25 protein-coding genes are annotated in these 21,490 nt (G+C 60.2%); 18 read left to right on the forward strand and 7 right to left on the reverse strand.

Annotation, left to right across the window (positions count from 1 at the left end):
* The first annotated feature begins 54 nt into the window (after nucleotides 1-54).
* Nucleotides 55-1,035 carry a copper chaperone PCu(A)C gene (locus ACI2KA_RS22630; RefSeq protein ID WP_404504704.1) on the forward strand — a complete coding sequence of 327 codons (981 nt, stop codon included), beginning with the start codon at nucleotides 55-57 and terminating at the stop codon, nucleotides 1,033-1,035.
* Nucleotides 1,036-1,096: 61 nt separating this feature from the next.
* On the opposite strand, the gene ACI2KA_RS22635 is transcribed toward ACI2KA_RS22630, so the two are convergent.
* Nucleotides 1,097-1,525 (reverse strand): plastocyanin/azurin family copper-binding protein, encoded by a 429-nt coding sequence (locus ACI2KA_RS22635; protein WP_404504705.1) that lies wholly within the window; start codon nucleotides 1,523-1,525, stop codon nucleotides 1,097-1,099.
* Between the two features lie 119 nt (nucleotides 1,526-1,644).
* A complete protein-coding gene (locus ACI2KA_RS22640; protein ID WP_404504706.1) occupies nucleotides 1,645-1,935 on the reverse strand; it encodes a hypothetical protein in 291 nt (96 codons plus the stop codon).
* A 203-nt stretch (nucleotides 1,936-2,138) separates the two neighbouring features.
* Here ACI2KA_RS22640 and crcB point away from each other — a divergent pair, with 203 nt between their 5' ends.
* From crcB to ACI2KA_RS22670, 6 genes are all read left to right on the forward strand, one after another.
* Nucleotides 2,139-2,516 carry a fluoride efflux transporter CrcB gene (gene crcB, locus ACI2KA_RS22645; RefSeq protein WP_404504707.1) on the forward strand — a complete coding sequence of 126 codons (378 nt, stop codon included), beginning with the start codon at nucleotides 2,139-2,141 and terminating at the stop codon, nucleotides 2,514-2,516.
* Between the two features lie 66 nt (nucleotides 2,517-2,582).
* Entirely contained in the window at nucleotides 2,583-3,572 is a 990-nt protein-coding gene (locus ACI2KA_RS22650; RefSeq protein WP_404504708.1) for an RluA family pseudouridine synthase, read from the forward strand.
* A 5-nt stretch (nucleotides 3,573-3,577) separates the two neighbouring features.
* The gene (locus ACI2KA_RS22655; protein WP_404504709.1) at nucleotides 3,578-4,246 is read left to right on the forward strand and encodes an HAD family hydrolase; all 669 of its coding nucleotides are present in this window, start codon (nucleotides 3,578-3,580) and stop codon (nucleotides 4,244-4,246) included.
* A gap of 30 nt (nucleotides 4,247-4,276) precedes the next feature.
* Complete coding sequence (locus tag ACI2KA_RS22660) at nucleotides 4,277-5,071, forward strand: ATP12 family chaperone protein (protein ID WP_404504710.1); 795 nt, start codon at nucleotides 4,277-4,279, stop codon at nucleotides 5,069-5,071.
* 60 nt (nucleotides 5,072-5,131) lie between these two features.
* Complete coding sequence (locus tag ACI2KA_RS22665) at nucleotides 5,132-5,620, forward strand: hypothetical protein (RefSeq protein WP_404504711.1); 489 nt, start codon at nucleotides 5,132-5,134, stop codon at nucleotides 5,618-5,620.
* 226 nt (nucleotides 5,621-5,846) lie between these two features.
* Nucleotides 5,847-6,236 carry a RidA family protein gene (locus ACI2KA_RS22670; RefSeq protein ID WP_404504712.1) on the forward strand — a complete coding sequence of 130 codons (390 nt, stop codon included), beginning with the start codon at nucleotides 5,847-5,849 and terminating at the stop codon, nucleotides 6,234-6,236.
* 59 nt (nucleotides 6,237-6,295) lie between these two features.
* Here ACI2KA_RS22670 and fghA read toward each other — a convergent pair whose 3' ends face one another.
* The 3 genes from fghA to ACI2KA_RS22685 are packed head-to-tail and all read right to left on the reverse strand — an operon-like array spanning nucleotide 6,296 to nucleotide 8,354.
* Entirely contained in the window at nucleotides 6,296-7,129 is an 834-nt protein-coding gene (fghA, locus tag ACI2KA_RS22675; RefSeq protein ID WP_404504713.1) for an S-formylglutathione hydrolase, read from the reverse strand.
* Between the two features lie 30 nt (nucleotides 7,130-7,159).
* A complete protein-coding gene (locus ACI2KA_RS22680) occupies nucleotides 7,160-7,873 on the reverse strand; it encodes a DUF1345 domain-containing protein (RefSeq protein ID WP_404504714.1) in 714 nt (237 codons plus the stop codon).
* Nucleotides 7,874-7,898: 25 nt separating this feature from the next.
* On the reverse strand, nucleotides 7,899-8,354 hold the full coding sequence (locus ACI2KA_RS22685; RefSeq protein ID WP_404504715.1) for a YaiI/YqxD family protein: 456 nt from the start codon (nucleotides 8,352-8,354) through the stop codon (nucleotides 7,899-7,901).
* Nucleotides 8,355-8,520: 166 nt separating this feature from the next.
* Between ACI2KA_RS22685 and ACI2KA_RS22690 the strand changes: the two genes are divergently transcribed.
* On the forward strand, nucleotides 8,521-8,973 hold the full coding sequence (locus ACI2KA_RS22690) for a DUF5680 domain-containing protein (protein ID WP_404504716.1): 453 nt from the start codon (nucleotides 8,521-8,523) through the stop codon (nucleotides 8,971-8,973).
* 31 nt (nucleotides 8,974-9,004) lie between these two features.
* Nucleotides 9,005-9,808, forward strand: a complete 804-nt coding sequence (locus ACI2KA_RS22695; protein WP_404504717.1) for a hypothetical protein — start codon at nucleotides 9,005-9,007, stop codon at nucleotides 9,806-9,808.
* A 63-nt stretch (nucleotides 9,809-9,871) separates the two neighbouring features.
* Here the strand turns inward: ACI2KA_RS22695 and ACI2KA_RS22700 are convergent, their stop codons facing one another.
* A complete protein-coding gene (locus ACI2KA_RS22700) occupies nucleotides 9,872-10,528 on the reverse strand; it encodes a peroxiredoxin (protein ID WP_404504718.1) in 657 nt (218 codons plus the stop codon).
* 302 nt (nucleotides 10,529-10,830) lie between these two features.
* Between ACI2KA_RS22700 and ACI2KA_RS22705 the strand changes: the two genes are divergently transcribed.
* On the forward strand, nucleotides 10,831-11,481 hold the full coding sequence (locus ACI2KA_RS22705; RefSeq protein ID WP_404504719.1) for a glutathione S-transferase family protein: 651 nt from the start codon (nucleotides 10,831-10,833) through the stop codon (nucleotides 11,479-11,481).
* A 124-nt stretch (nucleotides 11,482-11,605) separates the two neighbouring features.
* Here the strand turns inward: ACI2KA_RS22705 and ACI2KA_RS22710 are convergent, their stop codons facing one another.
* Nucleotides 11,606-11,746, reverse strand: coding sequence for a DUF1127 domain-containing protein (locus tag ACI2KA_RS22710; RefSeq protein ID WP_404504720.1), 141 nt, complete (start codon nucleotides 11,744-11,746; stop codon nucleotides 11,606-11,608).
* Between the two features lie 299 nt (nucleotides 11,747-12,045).
* On the opposite strand from ACI2KA_RS22710, the gene ACI2KA_RS22715 reads away from it, so the two are divergent.
* The 8 genes from ACI2KA_RS22715 to ACI2KA_RS22750 all read left to right on the forward strand — a co-directional run bounded on the left by ACI2KA_RS22715 (nucleotide 12,046) and on the right by ACI2KA_RS22750 (nucleotide 21,480).
* The gene (locus ACI2KA_RS22715; protein ID WP_404504721.1) at nucleotides 12,046-13,236 is read left to right on the forward strand and encodes an ABC transporter substrate-binding protein; all 1,191 of its coding nucleotides are present in this window, start codon (nucleotides 12,046-12,048) and stop codon (nucleotides 13,234-13,236) included.
* A gap of 21 nt (nucleotides 13,237-13,257) precedes the next feature.
* Entirely contained in the window at nucleotides 13,258-14,130 is an 873-nt protein-coding gene (locus ACI2KA_RS22720) for a branched-chain amino acid ABC transporter permease (protein WP_404504722.1), read from the forward strand.
* A gap of 144 nt (nucleotides 14,131-14,274) precedes the next feature.
* Nucleotides 14,275-15,261: a branched-chain amino acid ABC transporter permease gene (locus ACI2KA_RS22725; RefSeq protein WP_404504723.1), complete on the forward strand. Its 987-nt coding sequence runs from the start codon at nucleotides 14,275-14,277 to the stop codon at nucleotides 15,259-15,261.
* Nucleotides 15,258-16,031, forward strand: coding sequence for an ABC transporter ATP-binding protein (locus ACI2KA_RS22730; protein WP_404504724.1), 774 nt, complete (start codon nucleotides 15,258-15,260; stop codon nucleotides 16,029-16,031). The genes ACI2KA_RS22725 and ACI2KA_RS22730 overlap by 4 nt, the downstream gene beginning before the upstream one ends.
* Nucleotides 16,021-16,764, forward strand: a complete 744-nt coding sequence (locus ACI2KA_RS22735) for an ABC transporter ATP-binding protein (protein WP_400155408.1) — start codon at nucleotides 16,021-16,023, stop codon at nucleotides 16,762-16,764. The genes ACI2KA_RS22730 and ACI2KA_RS22735 overlap by 11 nt, the downstream gene beginning before the upstream one ends.
* A gap of 37 nt (nucleotides 16,765-16,801) precedes the next feature.
* The gene (locus tag ACI2KA_RS22740; protein ID WP_404504725.1) at nucleotides 16,802-18,010 is read left to right on the forward strand and encodes an aspartate transaminase; all 1,209 of its coding nucleotides are present in this window, start codon (nucleotides 16,802-16,804) and stop codon (nucleotides 18,008-18,010) included.
* A gap of 321 nt (nucleotides 18,011-18,331) precedes the next feature.
* Nucleotides 18,332-19,270, forward strand: coding sequence for a nitrogen assimilation transcriptional regulator NAC (gene nac / locus ACI2KA_RS22745; protein ID WP_404504726.1), 939 nt, complete (start codon nucleotides 18,332-18,334; stop codon nucleotides 19,268-19,270).
* A 146-nt stretch (nucleotides 19,271-19,416) separates the two neighbouring features.
* Nucleotides 19,417-21,480, forward strand: a complete 2,064-nt coding sequence (locus tag ACI2KA_RS22750; RefSeq protein WP_404504727.1) for a hydantoinase/oxoprolinase family protein — start codon at nucleotides 19,417-19,419, stop codon at nucleotides 21,478-21,480.
* Nucleotides 21,481-21,490: the final 10 nt, after the last annotated feature.

Raw genomic sequence — 21,490 nt, forward strand, 5'->3', positions numbered from 1 at the left:
GCGGCACGGAGCGGCTGCGGAACCCTGAGGGGGCGCAATCGCAAGGACAAGCAAATGAAAACCACCAAGATCATCACCTGCACTCTGTTCGCCGCATCGGTTTCGACCGCACCGGCTTTTGCTCACGCCACATTCGTCGACGGCTCGGCCGAGCAGGACAGCACCATCGTTGCGGCCCTTCAGGTGCCGCATGGCTGCGACGGCGGGCTTGCCACGACGGAGGTGCAGATCAAGCTGCCGGAAGGCTTCATTTCCGCCAAGCCGCAACCCAAGGCCGGCTGGCAACTGGAAATCATCAAGGGCGACTACCAGAAGGCTTACAAGAACCACGGCAACGAGATCAAAAGCGGGCCGGTCGAAATCCGCTGGAAAGGCGGCAATCTGCCGGATGAGTTTTACGATACTTTCGCCGTGCAGGGCAAAATCTCCGGCATCGAGGCCGGGCAGGATCTGCCCTTCAAGGTGACGCAGCTTTGCGGCGACAAGGGCAAGGTGTCCTGGGACGAGGTTGCCGCAGCAGGTGTCGATCCGCATTCGCTGAAAAGTCCTGCCCCCACCATCCGTGTCGCCGCGAAGGCGTCGCATGGTGCCGGCCATGATCACGCCGCCATGGATATGGATGTCGTGAAGGCCGGCAGCCTCGAAGTCTCGGATGGTGCGACCAAGGCCATGTTGCCGGGCCAGCCCGTGGGCGGCGGTTACGTGACGATCAGAAATGCCGGCGATAGCGACGACAGGCTGATCGGCATCGAATCCCCCGCCGCCGGCCGCGCCGAACTTCACGAAATGGCGATGGTCAACGATGTCATGAAAATGCGCAAGTTGGATGACGGGATCGTCATTCCCGCCGGAAAGACGGTGGAGCTGAAGCCCGGCGGCCTGCACATGATGTTCTTTGACGTGAAGAAGCCCTTTGCCGAAGGCGACAAGGTGCCGGTGACGCTCATCTTCGAAAAGGCGGGCAAGGTGGAGATCGTGCTGTCCGCAGATGCCGCCAGGGGCGGCGGCGACAAGAACGGGCATCAGCATAACTGATAATAAAAAGGGCTGCCGGAACGCAATACCCATCCGGCAGCCTCAGTTTTTTCGGCCATTTTTATTTTGTAACGGTCAGCCTGGCCTGCATGCCTGCTTCGTAGTGACCCTTGATGTTGCAGAAGAGCAGATAGGCGCCAGGTGTCAGCTTGGCCTTCAGCCGCCCGTCGCCGCCGGGCTTGAGATCGGCCACTTCACCAAGGCTCTTCAACTGTTTTTCATCGACGCGATGCTTGGCCGTGTTGAGCGGGATTTTTTCGTCGGCCGACGCCAGCTTCACGAGGATCATCTCGTGCTGTTCGCTCATGGCGTCATTATGAACCTGAAATACCGCGTCCCCCGCCTTGACCGTCGTCCGGTCGAGGGCAAGCGTCATAGGCCCTCCGCCTTCACCGCCTTCCGTCACTTTTATGGTGGTGGCGGCAAAAGCAGGCGCGGATATCAGCAGCACGGCTGTCAGCACGGTTGCATAGCGGGTCAATGGTGTCATGACGTTCCTCCAATGGACACTGGAGGACTAGGATTTCCAACTGACAGCAACCTGAACGAGTGAAATCAAATTGACATAAATAAAGCAATATATGCAGAAAATACTACAAGTATATGATTTTAAATTGTTTTATTGTTCTCATTTTCTTCATAGGCCTGCCGCGCCTGGTCCAGCGTTGCCTGTTGTTCGTGACGCTGGCTCGCCGCTGTCAGAAAATAGAGCGTGAGCGCCGGCGGCCTGATCGCCGTCAGCAGGGCTCTGAGCTGGAAATCGTCGCCTTGTTCGGCCTTGCGCGCCAATTCGTGAATCGCCTCTTCCACCTCGCTCTTGCGCGGCACGCGTTGCGCCGGTTTCACGGCCTCCAGCGCATAGGCTGCCGTATTCGCAGAAATGGAAAGAACCTGTGTCATCCAACCTCCGGCCATCTTTGCCGACCCTTTAAAAACCGGAGACTAACATCGCCGTCTTGTTGGAAGGCTAAATCGCGGACGTGCAATTTAATCGTATTTTACCGGTCGAAAGCACCGGGCAAAGGGGTTTCGCCGGCCATTGGCATGGTCTAGAAATACGTCGGACTGCCCGGTCCGGCCACTTTCTCCGGAGATATGATCTCATGCTCAACATCGCTCTTGTCGCCACAGGCGGCGCAATCGGTTCCGTTTTCCGTTATCTGGTGAGCGTATGGAGCGTGCGACTGGCGGGGCTGAATTTCCCCTGGGGGACCCTGGCGGTCAACGTGGTCGGATCTTTCCTGATCGGCCTGCTGGTCGAGCTTGTGGCGCGGCGGTTGAACGCCTCGATGGAGATGCGCCTGTTTCTCGTCACCGGCGTACTCGGCGGCTTCACCACTTTTTCGTCCTTCTCTCTCGATGCGGTCTCGCTGTTCGAGCGTGGCGCGCTCGGGCTTTCGGCCGTTTACGTGCTTGCAAGCCTTGTGGTTTCCATCGCCGCGGTTTTCGCCGGGCTGGCCTTGGGCCGCAGTTTGTTCTAAAGGCTTCCTCCAAGCGGCGCGCCGGTGGACAGGGCGCGCGATCAGGACAGAAAGACTGGAAATTTCATGGCAGGTATCGAGCATATCAAGGTCGAGGCCGACGAGGCCGGTATGCGTCTCGACCGCTGGTTCAAGATCCATTATCCCGGGCTTGGTTTCGGGCAGCTGCAGAAGCTGCTGCGCTCCGGCCAGGTGCGCGTGGATGGCGGCCGGGTGAAGACGGATGCGCGGGTGCAGCCGGGACAGATGGTGCGTGTGCCGCCGGTCGATTCCGATATGAAGACCAAGACCGGTCCGATCGGTTCGAAGGACCTCAAACATTCCGAAGATGGCGAGCTTCTGGCGCGCATGCTGCTGCATGAGGACGACAAGGTCTTCGTCTTCAACAAGCCGGCCGGCATTGCCGTGCAGGGTGGTTCGGGTGTCAACCGCCACATCGATGGCCTGCTGGAAGCCTGGACCAACCAGAAGGGCGAGAAGCCGCGTCTGGTACACCGCCTCGACCGCGATACGTCGGGCGTGCTGGTGGTTGCCCGCACCCGCGGCGCGGCGCAGAAGCTGACCGCCGCCTTCCGCGAACGCGATACCAAAAAAACCTATTGGGCGCTGGTCAAGGGCGTGCCGCGCAAGCATCAGGACAAGATTTCCACCTGGCTGGTCAAGGAACAGACCATGGATGGCGACCGCATGCGTATCGCCAAGCACGGCGAGGAAGGGGCCGATCACGCCATTTCCTATTACCGCGTCGTCGATACCGCCGCGCAGAACCTCGCCTGGCTGGAAATGGAACCCTATACCGGCCGCACCCACCAACTTCGCGTTCACGCGCTGCATATGGGCCACCCGATCATCGGCGATCCGAAATATTACATCGACGATCCGAACTGGGATTTCCCGGGCGGCATCCAGAAGCGCCTGCACCTGCATGCGCGCCATATCGACATACCGCATCCTTCCGGCGGCCGGCTTCGGGTCAGCGCACCCTTGCCGCCGCATATGGTGCAGACCTGGAACCTGCTCGGCCTCGACGTGGCCGATGGCGATAGGGAAGACTGAAAGCGATGAAGCTCGTTCTTTTCGATTGTGACGGCACGCTGGTGGATAGTGCCGGCCTGATCCATGCCGTCATGGCCGATACATTCGCCGATTTTGGAAAGCCGCGTCCTGACATCTCCGAAACCAAGGCCATCATCGGCCTGACGCTGGATATCGCCATTGCCCGCATGCTGGGCCGCGCGCATGTGGATGACGAGGCGCTGGCAATGGCGCAGCGTTACAAGGAAATCTATCACCCGATCCGCGCCCGACCGGGCATGATCGAGCCGCTTTTCGACGGTATCGCGCCGCTGATCGACACCCTGTCGAAACGGGACGACGTACTGATTGGCGCCGTCACCGGCAAAGGCCGGCGTGGGCTCACCCAAATTCTTCAAAGCCACGGCTTTGCCGATCACTTCATCGTGTCGCGCACGGCGGATGATTGCCCCTCCAAGCCGCACCCGGCCATGGTGATGGAATGTTGCCATGAAACCGGCATGGTTCCGGCCGATACTGTCGTGATCGGCGATGCGGTCTACGACATGCAGATGGCCAAGGCCGCAGGCGCAAAAGCCATCGGTGTCGCCTGGGGTTATGCCTCGGTCGACGACCTCTGGAATGCGGGCGCCGATGCTGTCGTCAGCCACCCGCGCGACATTCCGGCCTATGTGCCGGCCGATAATCTCGAATGACTTTTTCGACCCGACTGATGAGGACGTGCCATGCGTGATCTCCTGAACGACCTTTCGGAGGGCCTGAGCCATCCCGATCCGATCCTGCGCGCGCAAATCCAGATGCAGAAGCCTTTGCCGAAGCGGTTCTACAAGGATGTGACCGTCGCCGAGGCAGAGGAGGGTGGCTTCGCCATCCATCTCGACGGCAAGCCGCTGCGCACACCCGCCAAGAAGCCGCTGATCGTGCCGACGCAGGCGCTTGCCAAGCTGCTTCGCGATGAATGGGATGCGCAGAAGGACGTAGTGAACCCGGTGGTGATGCCGGTATCGCGGCACGTGAACACCGCCATCGACGGCGTCGCCGCTGACACCCAGGCGGTTTTCGAGGATATCCTCCGTTTTTCCTCCTCCGATCTCCTGTGTTATCGCGCGGGCGATCCGGAAGCGCTGGTTGCACGGCAGACGGATCATTGGGATCCGGTTCTGGATTGGGCGGCCAATGTGCTCGGCGCCCGTTTCATTCTCGTCGAAGGCGTCATGCATCGCGACCAGCCGCGCGAGGCAATTGCAGCCTTCGCGGTGACGCTGAAGAAATACGATACGCCGATCGCGCTTGCGGCATTGCACACCATGACGTCGCTGACCGGTTCCGCCATTCTTGCTCTGGCGCTGGCGGAAGAAGAACTGACGCTGGAGGAGGCATGGGCGCTCGCCCATCTCGACGAAGACTGGACCGCGGAGCAATGGGGTGAGGACGAGGAGGCGCTGGAACGCCGCGCCGTCAGGCTCATCGACATGCGTGCCGCGCTCCATGTTCTGGAGTCGTTGAAGAGCGCCTCTTAACGCTTTTCTAACCCTGATCGCCGAACATGCGGTTACCTCACGTTAGGGGAGCCGCTGATCATGAACACCACGTTGAAACGCCTTGGCATTGTCGTGCTGGCGTGTTTCACGCTCATGTCTTTCAGGCTGGAACCGGAAGCGACAAATACCGACCGGCTGCTTTATGATGTGCGCGGCGCATTTGTCGCCGCACGCCCTGATGTCGCGCCGGCGCTGATGCAGTCCATCCATGCGCAGGTCCAGAGCGCAATCCGGACCACGGCGCGTGGCGAGACAAGGCCACGCGTGGTGTTGACCATCCGTCTGGCATCCGTCACACGCGCGCCGTTCCTGTTCGGGGAGCGGGCCTCGGCCAAGGTAATCGTCCGCGCCGCAGCGGTGGCGACGGGTGAGGTGATCGCCGAGGCGAAATTTACCGCTACCGTCGTCAGCTTCGATAATCAGTCGATCGAGCAGGAACTCGCCTATGGCGTTGCCGAACGGGTGATCCGCGAATTCAGGCTGAGCCGCCCCGGTCCCTCGACCCTGGCAACCGCCCTGTTTCCATGAATGACACGAGGCGAGCACACGAAAGCCAATCGTCCACGCCTCGCTTTGTACCCGCGCTCCGAAAAAAGCCTCTCAGCCCCTCGAAACTCACATACGCTACGTATCTTAATTGACATACGCCACGTACGTTACTATCTCGCATACGTAACGTATGTGAGAAGCGTTCGAAGCGTTGAAAGCAATGCTTCGCCGTTCGAGTGCCGCTCCGCCAAAAAGAGAGATGCAAATGACCAAACGTGAAGCTATTTTTCCCGCCGACAGGCACGCATTATACGAAGAGCATGGCTATTCCGCCGCTATTCGATCCGGTGACCTTCTTTTCGTCTCCGGCCAGGTGGGCAGCCGTGCCGATGGAACCCCTGAACCGGACTTCGAACGTCAGGTCCGGCTGGCCTTTGAAAATCTCAAGGCCACGCTTGCGGCAGCGGGTTGCACCTTCGACGATATCGTGGATGTGACGACGTTCCATACGGACCCGGAAAACCAGTTCGGAACGATCATGACCGTCAAGCAGGAGATCTTCAGCAAATCGCCTTACCCGAACTGGACTGCCCTCGGCGTCAACTGGCTCGCCGGCTTTGATTTCGAGATCAAGGTTATTGCCCGCATCCCGTAAGGTCGGGTCAGGTCTGAAACGGCGGCGCTACAGGGCGTCGCCGTCTTGCTTTTCCATCCTTATAGCAGACGCTCGGCATGCCACTTCAGATGGCCGTCCATGAAGGTGGAAATGAAATAATAGGAGTGGTCGTAGCGATCGTGCATGCGCAGCGTCAGGCCGATATCCGTGCCCTTGATCGCCTCCTCGAACAGCCATGGGCGCAGGCCTTTTTCCAGGAAACTGTCGGCCTTGCCCTGGTCGATCAGGAATTCGGGAAAACGTGCGCCATCCTCGACCAGCGAGCAGGCATCATATTGGCGCCATGCGGCCCGGTCGTCGCCGAGATATTTTTCCAGCGCCGGTTCGGACCAGTCGGCGGAGGAGGGGGCAACGATCGGCGCAAAGGCGGAGCAGCTCCTGAAGCGCCCGGGGTGCTTGAGTGCAATGGTCATCGCGCCATGGCCGCCCATCGAATGGCCGAAAATACCCTGGCGGCTCATGTCCGCGCGGAAATGCTGGCCGATGAGGGCGGGCAGCTCTTCCGTCACGTAGCTGTACATGTGGTAATGCTCCGACCACGGTTCCTGCGTGGCGTCGAGATAAAAGCCGGCGCCCTTGCCCATCTGCCAGTTGGTCAGCTCGTCCGGCACGTCATTCCCGCGCGGGCTGGTATCCGGGCAGACGATGATAAGCCCGAGTTCGGAGGCCATGCGGCGATATTCGCCCTTTTCCATCACATTGGCGTGGGTGCAGGTCAGGCCGGAAAGATACCACAGGACCGGGCAGGGCTCGTGGATCGCCTTCGGCGGAACATAGACCGCAAAGGTCATTTCGCATTTGAGCGTTTCGGAAAAGTGCGAAAACACCCCCTGCATGCCGCCAAAAGCCGTATTTTGCGAAATGATGTTCATGAAGCCATTCCTTTGAGACAGTTTTGCAATTCAGCCCGCAAGCGAGACCGCGGCATTGACCGCAGCCGCCACCAGAACCGTGTTGAAGAAGAAAGAAACGATGGAGTGGAGCAACGTCACCTTGCGCATGGCGGTGGTGGTCACGCCCACATCCGATGTCTGCGCCGTCATGCCGATCACCACGGAAAAATAGAGGAAATCGTAACCGCAGGGTTCTTTCGTCGCCGGAAAATCCATGCCGCCGCGATGCTGGCGCTTGCCGTCCACCGTGGCCGGACGCCAGTATAGATGCGCATAGTGCAAGGCCGTCATGGTGTGGATCGTCAGCCAGCCGAAAATAACCGATGCGAAGGCGATGAGCAGGGTCCAGACCGTTTCGCCCGTATGATTGAGCGCCTGAAACAGCGATACGACGGCAACGCCGACCGCGAGCAGCGTGACGGCGATGATGGCGATTGCGGGCAGGTCGTCGCTATCGGCATGGGCCTTCAGATGCTGCGCCGTCAGTCCCGGCAGGCGAAAGGCGACCAGCGTCAGATAGGTGAGGAAAAACAAGACGGCGGCAATCTCGATGGCAAGGGCTGGCGCAAATGCCAGCGCCAGCCCGAGGCTGAAAGCGCCGACGAGAAAGGCAATGACGAAAGGCCGATGGCGACGATAGGCATCGCCCTTGGGATCAGCCTGGTTTTTGGCATTCACCGGCTTCTTGGGACTGGCTGGGTTCTTCGGATTTGCCGGGGTCATGGGCGACGCCTTTCTGTTTGCAGCGTCACTTTTTGACACGGCGGCAGAAGCGGTCAAGCGTCTCCAGAAAGGCGGAGCGGTCACGCGGTGAAAAAGCGGCGTTATATCCCTTGCTTTCACCGGTTTCGCGCAGATGCGCGCCGAGATCGCGCATCGCCGTCGCCATGCCGATATTCGACTGGTCAAAGACGCGCCCGGTTGGACCCGTTACCAGAGCACCCTTGGCGACGCAGCGCCCGGCCAGCGGCACATCCGCCGTGATGACAATATCGTTTTCGCCGGCGCGGTCGGCAATCCAGTCGTCTGCCGCATCGAAACCGGCCGACACGATGACGTTTTTTATCATCGGATCACGCGAGGGGCGCAGGCCGGAATTGGCGACGAAGGTCACTTCCAGCCCATGCCGCTCCGCCACTTTGAGTATTTCCGGCTTCACGGGGCAGGCGTCGGCGTCGACATAGATTTGCGGGTTTTGCGGCATGAGCACTCTTCGGGATAATTCCTGTGATGCTTTTAAGGGCAAACGCGGCAATTACCAAGCCTGCTTTCGCCGAAATGCCCGCTCGATGGCCGGGGTCGAGGCGGGCTTGTGGTCGTCCCACCATTGTTGTATGTTCGTGTTATGTTCTTTTTTGGGGAGGCGTCCGATGCTGGAAGAATTCATCGTGCAGGCGAAATCCGCGACCTATGTCGGCGGCGGCAACACGTCAAAGACCTCGACCCGGAAGGGATCGAACGATCTCACCTACCAGCAAGGTGACTGGGACTATATCGACAGCTATTTCGGCGGGACCGATTTCATCGGCCAGGAGGTCGTGTGGCGCGAAGGCGTCGCCCTCTGGGCCATGAATTATTATGGTCGTATCCTGAGGCCGGACATGATCGACGGCACAATTGCCGGCAAGGTCATTCAGGCGTCGCTTTCCACACTTTATCGGCAGGGTCGGTTTCTTGGCGGTTTCACCCATCACGTCGGAGACCTGGTCTATGTCGATACGAATACGGGTGACCCTCGGTCTTTCACCGGTGTCGAGAGGATTTACCGGGGCGACGTCGAGACGTACCGGCTTGACTATCACGGCGGGATGATAAAGCCCTAAAGCGACGAAACTGCCATGAACAGGAGCCGCAATGGCAAATGGCGACGTTCAATATTTCAAGGCGACACTCTATTTCGACAGCGAACCCGCAATTTCGGCGGCGAGCCTGACGCAAGCCTGGGGCGCTGAGGGCTATGAATGCGCATCGGTGAACGACAACGGTATCTTTGACGGTCTTCGCGGTGCGACCAGAGTTTTTGTCGGTACGCCGGAACCGGTAACGGCGCTGGTCGCGCCGGCACATTATCCGGCTGTCGCGCAGGCCAGGGTCGACTGGTCAACGCTCTTTTGCGTCGATGCAAAAGCGGCATATGACGATTTGCGTCAGGCCACACACCAGTGCGAGTTCGGGTTTTTCATCATCGCGGATGAGGATAATCCTGAAATCGCTCACAACCAGATCGCCTCGACCCTGCTCGGCATCCATCAGGTCGCCCCGATGCGGGCGGTCGTACTGCATTACCTGGACATGATCGTCGGCCGCGCCAATCTCGACGACTATCTGAACTATGCCAACAGTCATCTCGATCAACCGCAGCAAATGGCTGCGATGCTTGCCTTCGGAGCCTTTGTAACGGAGGAAGGCGAGGCAATCACGGCCTGGACGACGGGTCTGGACCGCTTCGGCCAGATGGATTTGTCCTTTGAACCGAAGGCTGGCGACGCCACGCAAGCGCTTCTCACCATATTCGGCCTGGCGCATCTCGTGGTCAGCGGGCGACGGCGGTTTGCCGCCGGTGAAGCCATCACGTCTTTCGACCTTCTCGCGCGGCTGGAGCCTGCCGAACTGCACGGCCGGTCCATGCTGCGCGTGATGCGGCACGGTGCGGAATAACGGCCTCGTTCCGAGGCTTTCGGGAGCAATGCACGTTCACCGCTCCCGTTTTCGCTTATCGGCTCAGCCAGGCTGCCTGGTTTTGCGCAGATAGGGAAGAACCGTGTCGTAGGAGCCGAAACGGGCAATCGCATCTTCGTTGGAAACGGCCGCAGTGATGATGACATCCTCTCCCTGCTTCCAGTTGGCGGGCGTCGCCACCTGGTGTTTGGACGTGAGCTGAATGGAATCGATGGCGCGGAGAATTTCCTCGAAGTTGCGGCCGGTGGTCATCGGGTAGGTGAGGACCAGCTTGATCTTCTTGTCGGGACCGATGACGAAGACCGAACGCACGGTGGCATTGTCGGCCGGGGTGCGGCCTTCGGAACTGTCGCCCGCGCCGGCGGGCAGCATGTCGTAGAGCTTCGCCACCTTCAGGTCCTTGTCGCCGATCAGCGGATAGTCGACATCAAAGCCGGTGGCTGTACGGATATCGTTCTTCCATTTCTCGTGGCTTTCGACCGGGTCGACCGAAATGCCGATGATCTTGACGCCGCGTTTTTCGAATTCCGGCTGCAGGCCGCCCATCGCGCCGAGTTCCGTCGTGCAGACCGGCGTGAAATTTTTCGGATGCGAAAACAGCACCGCCCAGCCATTTCCGATCCAGTCGTGAAAACTAATCGGCCCGTGGGTGGTCTCGGCGGTGAAATCGGGTGCTATGTCGTTGATGCGCAGGCTCATCTTGTGGTTCTCCCTAATGATTTGAACTGAAATTCTGATGGTTTTCGGCAATCTGTCTCCGGCGTCGGAGCTTAGAGTGTCCGGGTAAAATGACCAGTCTTTTATCGTGCTCCTTCGGCGTCGTCCGCCTGCGGGCTCCTGATCGATATAGGTCTTAAAAGCTTCATGGCAATGACGCCTCAGGGAACCGGGCGATGATTGTTTTCGCCTCGGCAAGCCGGTATCCTGACACGGTCATCGATCGCGGCCGATATCCGATCACGGCGCGGCCCACCTCCGGAAAGACGCCATGGAGAGCAGTTATGACAATCACGATCACCGCCTTTGAACGCTCGCCCGATGGCGGCAAGGGGCTTGCGCGTGACATGCGTGTCCGCTGGGCGCTGGAAGAGGTTGGACAACCCTATGACGTTCGCCTTCTCTCCTTCGGCGCGATGCGGGAGCCTGCGCATCTTGCGCTTCAGCCGTTCGGGCAGATCCCGACCTATGAGGAGCGTGACCTCGCCCTGTTCGAATCCGGTGCGATCGTCTTTCATATTGCCGAGCGCCATGCCGGCCTGCTGCCGCCGGATCAGAACGGCCGGGCGCGGGCGATAAACTGGATGTTTGCCGCACTCAGCACCATGGAACCGCCCATCGTCGAGCATTTTGTCACAGGTTTTCTTGAGAGGGACAGGAGCTGGCACGGCGAGCGTCTCGAAATCGTCGATGAGCGCATTCGCAAGCGGCTGGGTGAACTATCGCGCCGGCTCGGTGCGGCCGATTGGCTCGACGGCGCATTCAGTGCTGGCGACCTGCTGATGATATCGGTCCTGCAAAGAATAAAAAGTTCGGGCATCCTCGATGAATATCGAAATCTTGCGGCCTATGTGGCGCGGGGTGAGGCGCGGCCCGCCTATAAACGCGCCTTCGCCGATCAGCTGGCGGTTTTCAAGGCGACGTCAAAAGACTGAACCGGCTTTCTCGGGCGGGAAGGCTGCGCCCGGCCGTCCGGCATGATCGTCTGGATATTTCCCGTCCTGGACGGACAATCGATGAATGCACAACGCTGTCTACGACGAGGGCTTGCCCGGCCCTTCAGAGGCGGCCTTCCACGGCGGAACGAATATGCGAGCGGGTAACGCCGATATCGGACAGGCTTCTGTCATCGAGGGCACGCAGCTCGGCCATGGCGCGGCGGTTACGGATGTAATTGCGGACTGTTTCGTGAAGTTTCATTGTCATGGTTCCTGCGATGAGAATGCGCAAAATATGCGCTTCCATGCGCTAAAAATACAGGCATTTGCCTGCATAAAAGACATGCAGAAATGGAAGTGCTGCATGCAGGACGGCATATCGGAACGCCGGCATAAGGAAACGCTATAGCGGCAGAAAGGACTTGTGTTGGCAAAATCTTCGGCGATGAACCTACTCTGCCTGAAAGATTAGCCAGAGGTTAATCGACAAGAACCGCAAAAGCGGCGAAAGCTCGCCCGGCCTTGAAGCCGGAACAGACAAATCCGAAAAGGAGTGGGAACATGAAAAACGGCATTACTCGCAGACTTCTACTGGTTTCCGCAGCGGTTGCTCCGATCCTCAGCCTGTCTTCGGCGCTCTCCGCCTCCGCTTATGCGGCCGATACGATAAGGCTTGGTCTCGTGGCGCCGATGAGCGGTCCGAATGCACGCTACGGCGCTTTTTCCATGCATGGCGCGGAACTGGCGGTAAAGGACATCAACGCGGCCGGCGGCATCAACGGCAAGCAGATCGAACTCTTCAACGCCGACAGCCAGGGCACGCCGGTGGAAGGCGTCTCCGCTACCCGCCGCCTGATCGATCAGGACGCGGTCGATTTCGTCATCGGCGACGTCTCCAGCTCCGTGACGCTCGCCATGCAGCCCGTCGCCGAGGATGCGGAGGTTCTGCTTTTGAATGCGGCCTCCTCCAACCCCAAGATCACCTACCAGGCGGGCGTCGGCGGCTTCAAATGGACGTTCCGCAATTATCCGACCGATGAGAACCGTGCGCTCGTCGTGGCCAAATACGCCGCCGAACAGCGCGGTTTCACCAAATTCGCCGTCCTTTCGGTCGATAGCGACTACGGCCGCTCCGCCATCACCTTCACCAAGAAATACCTGCCAGACTTCAAGGGCGAAATTCTGAGCGAGGATTATTACAAGGAAGGCGAGGTCGATTTCCGCAGTGTGCTCGCCAAGATCCGCGACAACGGCGCGCAGGCGATCATCATGTATGGTCTCGCCGACACCACGCCGATCGTCGCCCGCCAGATGCTGGAACTCGGACTTGCCGGCAAGGTCGTGCTGATCGGCAACGGCGAATTCAATACTGAAAAGACCATCAAATCCGCACCGAAGGCCATGGAAGGCGCAGTCGAGGCCGCCGCCTGGCTGCCGCAATTCGATAGTCCGGCCAGCAAGGCCTTCGTCGAGAAATTCACCGCCGCATACAAGGAAGCGCCGAACAATCACGCCTATGTGCATTGGGATACCGTCAACCTGCTCGCCCAGGCGATCAAGGAAGCCGGCAGCGCCGACCGCAACGCCGTCCGCGAGGCATTGTCCAAGATCAAATACAACAGCCCGGTCGGTGAAGTGACCTTCGACGATCACAATCAGGCCCGGCTTCCCATGATCCTTCTCCAGATCGAGAACGGCAAGCCCAGCATCAAGGGCGCCTACACGGCGGAAATCCAGTACCCTGCGAACTGATGGACCGGGAGGGGTACAGCCATGTTCTCGACAATTCTCGAGCAGGTCGTCAACGGCATCGTCACCGGTTCCGTCTACGCGATCGTCGCCGTCGGCATGACCATGATTTTCGGGGTGCTGAGAGCCATCAACTTCGCTCATGGCGAATATTACATGCTCGGAACCTTCGGGGCCTGGTTCGCCATCGATTATCTTGGCCTGTCCTATGAGGCCTCGATCGTCGTCGGTGTACTTGCCACCATCGTCGTGGCTTATGTGGTCGGCCAGCTGGTGATGCGCAGAATGGTGGGGGCGCCGGCGGAGTCCGGCGTTCTCGCCACCCTTGGCATCGCATTGATCCTGCAGAATACGGTGATCTTTGTCTTCGGTGGCGGCTACAAGTTCTTTGCCGGCGGTTACATCGAGCCCGTCTCCATCCTCGGCTTCACCCTGGCACAGCAGCGCGTGCTCATTCTCGTCGTCTGCCTCGTCGTCTTCGTCGGCCTGGAACTGATGGTGACCTATAGCCGTCTCGGCATGGCCATGCGGGCGGTCTCGCAGAATGTCGAATGCTGCGGCGTCGTCGGCATCGACGTGTCGCAGGTGGTGCTGCGCACCTTCATTCTCGGTGCGGCACTCGCGGCTCTTTCCGGTGTTTTGACAGCCCCGGTCAATGTCAGCGTTTATGGCGGCATGGGGGAGCTCATCACCTTCAAGACCCTGCCGATCATCATCATGGGCGGCCTTGGAAACGTGCGCGGCACCTTCTTCGCGGCCATGATCCTCGGCATCGCCGAAAGCCTCGTCGCCACCTATGTCGGGCTGCAATTCCGCGACACGGTCGGCTTCGCGACGCTGATCCTGATGCTGATGTGGCGTCCGCACGGCCTGTTTTCGACGCAGGCGCGCTTTTAGAGCATTTCCAGGAAAAGTGGACCCCGGTTTTCCGTCCGGAAATGCGGAAAACAAAGAGTTAGAGCGCTATGGCGATTCGAAAGAGAAACCAAAACGCTCTGGAAGCCGCGCCCGCCGAATTTTCTCGAATTTTGAGGACCCGACATGTCTTTCACAGACACCGTTCCCCAGGCACGCCGCCGCGATCTGCGCATTCCGCTTGCCGCCGTCCTGATTGTCGTCGCAATGGCCGCGCCCTTCATCGGCACGCGTTACGTCACCCATTCGCTCATCATCGCGCTCATCTTCATGCTGCCGGCGCATGGGCTCAACCTGCTCGTCGGTTACACCGGCCTGCTCTCGCTGGCCCAGGCGGCCTTTTTCGGCATCGGCGCCTATACCGCTGGCCTGCTGGCGGTGCACTATGAAACGCCGTTTTATGTGAACCTCATTGCCGCCGGTCTCGTCTCCGGCGCGCTCGCCCTGCCGCTCGGCATTCCGGCTTTGCGCCTTCGCTCCACCTCCTTCGTCATGTGTACGCTCGGTTTCGTCATCATCGGCCAGGCAATAGCCAAGAACTGGATTTCGCTGACCCGTGGCGACATGGGCCTGTCCGGCATTCCCAAACCCTATTTCGAGCTCGGCCCGTTTTCCTTCGTCATCAGCGGAACCACCAGTTTCTATTATCTGGCGCTCGCCATCTGTACGCTCGGTACGCTGGCCGCATGGGCAATCGTCCGCTCGCCGGCCGGCCGCAACATGGTGGCGATCCGCGAGAATGAGACGCTGGCGGAATCGCTCGGCGTTCCGACATGGCGGTACAAGCTGATCGTCTTCATGTTGAGCGCCGTTTTTGCCGGCGTGGGGGGCTGCCTTTACGCCCATTATCTGACGGTCGTCAGCCCGCTGACTTTCCAGATGTATTATTCGACGACGATGCTGATCATCGTTCTCGGCGGCGGCGCGGGCATGATTTCGGGAACCGTGTTTGGCAGCCTGCTGTTCGTCGGGTTGACGGAAGCGTTGCGTGTCGCGCCGGAAGTGCGGATGATCGCCTATGGTTTCTGCCTTCTCGTTCTCGTCTTCTGGTTCAGACAGGGCTTTGCGCCCCTGATCAATCGCGTCTGGAACGCGATCGGAGGTTCGAAATGACGGCTCATCTTCCCATCCTCGAGATAAAGAACCTCAGCAAGTCCTACGGCGCGGTGAAGGCGGTCAACGATGTCAGCATGCACATCGATCGCGGCGAGATCGCGGGGCTGATCGGCCCGAACGGTTCCGGCAAGTCCACCTTCTTCGATTGCAGTACCGGGCTTGCCCGGCCGGATGCGGGCAAGGTGATCCTCGACGGACAGGACATCACCGGCTGGTCGCTCAACCGCATCGCCCGCGAAGGCCGCATGTTGCGCTCGTTCCAGAAGACGGTGACCTTCAAGGCGCTGGATGTGGAGGAGAACCTCGTTATCGCCGGCCAGATGTTCACCTTTCCATCTCTCCTGTCGACCTTCGGCCTCGGCGGCATGTCGCGCCGCCGGGTGGCCGGATTGAGGGAGCGGGCGCGCGAGCTGATCAGGATGGCGGGGCTCTGGGACGTTCGCCATCAGCCGGCCGGCAATCTGTCCGGCGGCCAGCAGAAACTCATCCAGTTCGCCTCCATGCTGATGCCGGAACCGAAGCTCATCCTGCTCGACGAGCCGATGGCGGGCATCAATCCGAAGATCATCGAGCGCGTGGTGGAGACGATCCAATATGCCAATCAATCGCTCGGCGTGAGTTTCCTCGTCATCGAACACAATATCGATGTCGTCACCAGCATCTGCCAGCGTGTCGTCGTGCTCGATCAGGGAACGAAACTGGTCGAGGGACTGCCACATGACATCATCCAGGACCAGCGTGTGAGGGAGGCCTATCTTGGCGGCTGACAGCAATCTTTCCATCAAGGGCCTGCGCGCGGGATACGGCAATCTCGATATCCTGAACGGCGTCGATCTCGACGTGCCTGCCGGGCAATTCGTGGCCCTCATGGGGCCGAACGGCGCGGGCAAATCCACGCTGCTCAAGACGCTTTACGGCATGACGACCATCAAGGAGGGCGGCATCGACTGGCGCGGCAGGAACATTGCCGGATTGTCGTCGCGCGCCATTCTGGGCGAGGGAATATCCTTCGTGCCGCAGGGCCGCTGCAACTTCCCGGTCATGACGGTCGATGAAAACCTGCAGATGGCCGCTTATACCATCCGGGACGCCAAGGTGAAGGCGGATCGGGACTATGTCTACGATCTCTTCCCGATCCTGAAAACGCGACGTTCGACGCTCGCCGGCAACATGTCCGGCGGCGAGCAGCAATTGCTCGAAGTGGCGATGGCGGTGCTTCAACGGCCGAAGGTGCTGCTGGTGGACGAGCCATCCGTCGGACTATCGCCGGCCGCGATCGGCATCGTGTTCGACGAACTCCTGCGCCTGCATGCGAATGGCATGACCATCCTGCTCGTTGAGCAGAACACCAAAAAGGCCATGGAAGTCGCGCAGCGCGCCGTCATCCTCCGTCTCGGCAAGGTGATCTGGGACGGCACGCCGGCGGAAATCACCCATGACGAACTCGGCGAACTGTTTTTGACCGGAAAGATGCGCGGCGAACTCGAAGCCGCGCACTGACAAGCTTACAGCATCAAGATTGAGACGAGGAAAGACCATGAGCGCCTTTGTGCCAGCATCACGCGTGTCGAAAATCAAGGTTTCGCCGAGCACGGCGGCTGCGGCCCGCGCCCGCGAGTTGAAGGCTGCCGGTCGTGACATCGCCGATCTGACTGTGGGCGAGCCGGATTTCGATACGCCGGACGCCGTCAAGGCCGCGGCCCATGCCGCCATCGACCGTGGAGAGACCAAATACACGTCGGTCAACGGCACACCGGCGCTTCGCAAGGCGATCATTGCCGACTTTCACAAGCGCCTCGGCATCACCTATGGCGATAACGAGATTTGCGTCGGCGGCGGCGCCAAGCAGATCCTGTTTCTGGCACTGATGGCAAGCGTGGAGAATGGCGCGGAAGTCATCATTCCCGCCCCATATTGGGTGTCCTATCCCGACATGGTCATCGCCAATGACGGCACACCCGTCATCGTCGCCTGCCCGGAGGAGACGGGCTTCAAGCTGACAGCCGAGGCGCTTGAAGCGGCGATCACCCCCAGGACGCTGTGGCTGATCCTCAACGCGCCTTCAAATCCGACGGGCGCTGCCTATAGCGAGGCGGAGTTGAAGGCGCTGGGCGAGGTTCTGCTGCGGCATCCGCATGTCATGGTCCTGTCCGACGATATCTACGATCAGGTCTGGTTCAGGGATGAACCGATGAAGACCCTCGTTGCGGTCGTTCCGGAACTGAAGGAGCGGGTGCTCCTGACCAACGGCGTTTCCAAGTCCTATGCCATGACGGGATGGCGGATCGGTTATGGGGCAGGGCCGGCAGCACTCGTCTCGGCCATCAACAAATTGCAGTCGCAAATGTCCTCCTGCCCATCCTCCGTCAGCCAGGCCGCCGCCGCCCATGCGCTTGCCGGCGACCAGACATTCGTGGCGGAAAGTGTCGCTGTTTATAAGAAGCGGCGAGACTACGCCTGTGTGCGTCTGAACGCGATCCCCGGCCTGTCCTGCATGGTTCCGGATGGGGCTTTTTACCTTTATCCCAGCTGCGCCGGCGTAATCGGCAAAAGGACGACGGAAGGCAAGGTCATCGAAAACGATCTCGACTTCGTCCTTTATCTGCTCGACAGCGTCGGTGTCGCCGCTCTTCAGGGGGCGGCCTATGGGCTTTCGCCCTATTTCCGCATTTCCTTCGCTACCTCGATGGAAGTTCTGGAGGATGCCTGCAACCGTATCGAGCGTGCGGTGGCGGCGCTAAGGTAGGGCAAATCGGGCCCCTAAACAGGCTCGACTTTACAACGGTTAGTGATGCTTTTCACCTCCCGTCATTCCGGCCTTGAGCCGGAATCCAGCCAGCCCAAGTCCTTGGGCTGAAAAGACTCATCCCGACGCGCAGACGCGCGTCGGCTGGATTCCGGCTCAAGGCCGGAATGACGGAGGTGGGGATGTACGCGCACAGCTGTGTCGTGCACGTGCACATTTACCGAAAAACACCTATCCCATTGAAATTACGCATCCTCCTTACAGAAATCCATTCCTGTTTCCGTCCCGATGCGCTAGGATTTCCCCAAAAAGTGGGAACCAATGAGCGTCGATTTCAAAAAACTCAAGAGCTTCGTCAAGATCGTCGATACCGGCAGCGTCTCGCGGGCCGCCGGCATTCTGCGTGTCGCGCAGCCGGCGCTGTCGCAGCAGATCGCCTCGCTGGAACAGCATTTCAAGCACCAGCTCCTGTTACGCAGCAATGTCGGCATTGCGCCGACGGAAGCGGGGCTGATCCTCTATCGCCATGCGCAGATCATGCTGAAGCAGATCGAGCAGGCCCAGACCGACATCGATCGCTCGGCGCGCTCGGTCTCCGGCCGCGTCTCCATCGGGCTTGCCACCTATTCCTCCTCGAGTGCCCTGTCCCTGCCGCTCATCAAGGAGATGCGGGCGCGGTATCCCGCCATCACCGTGCATATCAACGACAGCTTCGGCCATATTCTCAGCGAGCTGATCATGACCGGCAAGATGGACATGGCGCTCATCTACACCTCCGATCCCATCAAGGGCGTGACGCTGGAACCGCTGTTCCGGGAGGAGATGTTCCTCGTCTCGCCCGCCGACATGCAGCTGCCGGCCCCGCCCGGCCAGCCGCTTCCGCTCTCGGCGCTGGACGGCCACGCCATGTTGCTGCCAAGCAAGGCGCACTTCCTTCGTCGGCTCATAGATGAAGGACTCGCCCGGGCAAGGGCGCGACCGGACGTCATTTCAGAGCTGGAATCCGTGCCGGCTCTCGGGGCCGCCGTATTGGGCGGTCTCGGCTCGACAATCCTTCCGGCCTCGGTCGTTCTGGAAACCCCGAGCTTCAGCGGCGCGCAGCTGCACCCGCTCACCACACCCGTCATCGACGCCACGGTTTCGCTGTGCGTTTCCGATCACATGCCGCTTTCCGAACCCGCGCTTGTGGCCCGTTCCGTGCTTCTGGAAATCGTCACCAAGCTGAAAAGCGGCCATCATCCCGGCATTCGCAACGTCTGAATTTGCTATAAGCAAACCCTATGGCGGCAGACCGAGGTTGTGTTGGTAAAGGCCGCCTGAAGGCTTCAATTTTCCATCAGTGAACGGGCCCGACCTGTGGGTCCACAAGGCAGCCACAGAGGCTGCATGGTCGCTCGAGGGAAACAATGGCAAAACTGGCTTTCGATACTGGCGGTACCTTTACCGATTTCGCGCTGCTGGACGACAGCGGCGAACTGCACCTCCATAAAGTCCTGAGCACGCCGAAAAATCCGGCCGAGGCCGTTGTCCAGGGCGTGTCCGAACTGCTGGAAAAGCACGCGGATGCGATCGCCATCGAAAACCTGCAGGTGCTTGGCGCAACCACGGTCGTCACCAATGCCGTGCTGGAGCGCAAGGGCGTCGAAACCGGTTTCGTCACCACCGACGGCTTTCAGGACATGCTGCGCATCCGCAATGAGGGGCGCTACGATCTCTACGACCTGAACATCAAATATCCCGACCCGCTCGTCACCCGCGCCAACAGTTTTGGAGCCGAAGAACGTATCGCCGCCGATGGCGAGGTGATGACGGAACTAAAGGAGGAGACCGTCCGCGAGATTGCGGGGCGGCTGAAACAGAAGGGCATCCGCTCGGTGGCGGTCTGCCTGCTGCACGCTTACAAATATCCGCAGCACGAGCAGCGCGTCGCCGCACTTCTGCGTGAAGAGGATCCGGACATCTTCGTGTCGCTGTCCTCCGAGGTCTGCCCGGAAATGCGCGAATTCGACCGCGCCTCGACTACGGTGGTCAATGCCTATACCCGTCCCCAGATGTCCGGCCACGTCGCCCATCTGCAACGGGAATTCGCGGAAAAGGGTATCGACCGGCAGGTCCTCTGGATGACCTCTTCAGGCGGCCTGGTGCCGAGCCGTCGCGCCGCCGAGCTTCCCGTCCGGCTGATCGAATCCGGCCCCGCTGCGGGTGCCGTCGCCGCCGCCGAATTCGGCCGCACGGCGGGCGAGGCGAGCGTGCTTTCCTTCGATATGGGCGGCACCACGGCGAAGCTCTGCCTCATTCCCGATGGCGAGCCGAATGTCGGCACCGATCTCGAAGTCGCGCATTATCAGCGCTTCCGCAAGGGATCCGGTTTCCCGCTGAAAATCCAGTCGATCCAGATGATCGAGATCGGTGCGGGCGGCGGTTCCATCGCGGCGAAAAACCCGCTCGGTCTCCTCGATGTCGGCCCGCATTCGGCCGGCGCCATGCCGGGACCGGCCGCCTATCAGCGCGGTGGAACCGAGCCGACGGTGACAGACGCCGACATTCTGCTTGGCTATATGGGCACGGAATCCTTCGTCGGCGGCTCGTTCAAGGTGTCCAGGGACGCAGCGCATGGGGCGATGTCGAGACTGGCCGCTTCTCTCGATGTCTCCGTCGAGCGTTGCGCCTGGGGCATCCACGATCTCGTCAACGAATCCATGAGCAAGGCCGCCGCCATGCACGCGACCGACCTTGGCGTCGATCCGCGCTCCCTGCCCATGGTCGCTTTCGGCGGCGCGGGGCCGGTCCACGCCTATGGCATCGCCCGCAAGCTCGGCATTTCCCGCATCATCTGCCCGACCGGCGCCGGCGTCAGCTCCGCCATCGGCCTGTTGATCGCACCGGTCGCCGTCGATCTTTCCGCAAGCCATCCGATGGCGCTCGACGCCTGGGATATCGATGCGATGAACCGCCTGCTCGACGATCTTTCCGCCCAGGGCGCGGAAGTCGTCTCGGCTGCCGGCGTGCCGAAGGAAACGATCACCAATCGTTATACCGTCGACATGCGCCATGTGGGGCAGGGCCACGAGATCACCGTGTTGCTTCCCGACCGCAACCTGCCGAAGGACGTCTTCCTTGAAGAACTGCGCAGCAGCTTCTTCAGGCTCTACCGCGAATTGTTCGGCCGCACCGTCGCCGCGCCGCTGGAGGTCATCACATGGCGCCTGCGCGCCAGCGGCGAGAAGGATCAGGTGACCCGGCCGCATGAAACCGTCGTCGCCGAAGCGAGAAAAGGCAGCCGTAAGGTCTATTTCCTGGAGGCGGGCGGCTATGTCGAAACCTCGGTCTACGATCACTACAAGCTGCCGGTCGGCCACGCGGTCAAGGGACCTGCCATCGTCGAACAACGTGAATCGACCGCCGTCGTCGGGCCAAGCGGCACCTTCCACGTCGATGCCCACGGCAATCTCGTGATCAACATTCTCTAAGAGGCAGTCC

Origin of the sequence: Agrobacterium sp. NPDC089420, assembly GCF_044900305.1 — a bacterium.
GTDB lineage: Bacteria > Pseudomonadota > Alphaproteobacteria > Rhizobiales > Rhizobiaceae > Agrobacterium.